The sequence below is a fragment of the Melaminivora alkalimesophila genome (assembly GCF_000282995.1).
GTDB lineage: Bacteria > Pseudomonadota > Gammaproteobacteria > Burkholderiales > Burkholderiaceae_C > Melaminivora > Melaminivora alkalimesophila.
Map to the genome: position 1 here is coordinate 1 of NZ_ALEE01000689.1, position 1,542 is coordinate 1,542.

Here is a 1,542-nt window from a genome sequence, read left to right on the forward strand (position 1 = left end):
GGGCCCCCAAGCCGCTGCTGGCCTGCTGGATGGGAGATGCGAGCGTGCTGCCGGCGCGCGAGGTGCTGCGCGAGGCGCAGATCCCGAACTTCCGCACACCGGAAGCCGCCGTCGGCGCCTTCGGCAACATTGCTTCCTTCTACCAGAACCAGCAGCTGCTGCAACAGACGCCGCCGCCGCTCACGGCGCTGGCCAAGCCCGACATCGAGGGCGCGCGGCTGGTGATTGAGACGGTGCTGGCCGAGCGGCGCAACGTGCTCACGGAGATGGAATCGAAGACGCTGCTGGCGGCTTTCCACATTCCGGTGACGCGCACGCTGCTGGCGCGCAGCGCGCACGAGGCGATGATGATCGGCACGCAGATGGGCTTTCCGGTGGTGCTGAAGATCGACTCGCCCGACGTGGCCCACAAGTCCGACGTGGGCGGTGTCGCGCTGGACGTGCACAACGGCAGCAACGCGCGCGACGCCTACACCGACATGGTGCAGCGCGTGGCGCGCCTGCAGCCGGGAGCCCGCATCAACGGCGTGACGGTGCAGCCCATGGTGCGCGCGCGGCGCGGGCGCGAGATCAACATCGGAGTGGTCACGGACGACCCCTTCGGGCCGGTCATCACTTTCGGCGCGGGCGGCACCATGATCGAGCTGATCAACGACCGCGCCATGGAACTGCCGCCGCTCAACCAGTTCCTGGCGCGGCGCCTCATCGACCGCTCGCGCGTGGCCGAGGTGCTGGGCGAATGGCGGGGCGCTCCGGCGGTGCGGCGCGAGGCGCTGGAACAGATCCTGCTGCGCGTGTCGGAGATGGTGTGCGCGCTGCCGCAGCTGCGCGAGATGGACATCAACCCGGTGATCGTGGACGAGCGCGGCGCGGTGGCCGTGGATGCGCGCATCGTCATCCACGAGGGGCCGCAGACCAGCACGCGCGCCGAAGGTTCCACGCTCGGGCAGTACAGCCATCTGTCGATCCTGCCGTATCCGGCGCGCTACGAGCAGGTCTGGCCGCTGCGCGGCGGCGGCGAGTACCTGGTGCGCCCGATCCGCCCGGACGATGCGGAGATGGTGCAGCGGCTGGTGCGCGGGCTGTCGCCCGAAAGCCGTTATTTCCGCTTCGTCTCGCAGCTCACGGAGCTGCCCAAGCCGATGCTGGCGCGTTTCACGCTGATCGACTACGACCGGGAGATGGCGCTGGCGGCGGTGCTGCGCGAGCGCACGGTGGACGAAAGCGGGGAAGTCAGCCACACCGAGCGGATCATCGGCATATCGCGCTACGTGACGAACCCCGACCACACGAGCTGCGAATTCGCGCTCCTGGTGGCGGACGATTTCACGGGGCGGGGCCTTGGCTCGCGCCTGATGCTGAGCATCATGGATGTGGCGCGCGACCGGGGGCTGGCGGAAATCCAGGGACTGGTGCTGAGCAACAACCCGAACATGCTCAAACTGATGCGGCGGCTGGGCTTCGAGGTGCGCCCCTTCCCGGATGACCCGGAGTTCCGGCTGGTGGTGCACCAGCTGTGAGCGGCGGGCGGCGCGGCGCCCG

1 protein-coding gene is annotated in these 1,542 nt (G+C 69.4%); it reads left to right on the forward strand.

All coding sequences use genetic code 11. The features are described from left to right. A partial coding sequence (locus tag A612_RS13380) for a bifunctional acetate--CoA ligase family protein/GNAT family N-acetyltransferase (RefSeq protein WP_019374969.1) occupies positions 1-1,520 on the forward strand: 1,520 nt, incomplete at its 5' end. Positions 1,521-1,542: the final 22 nt, after the last annotated feature.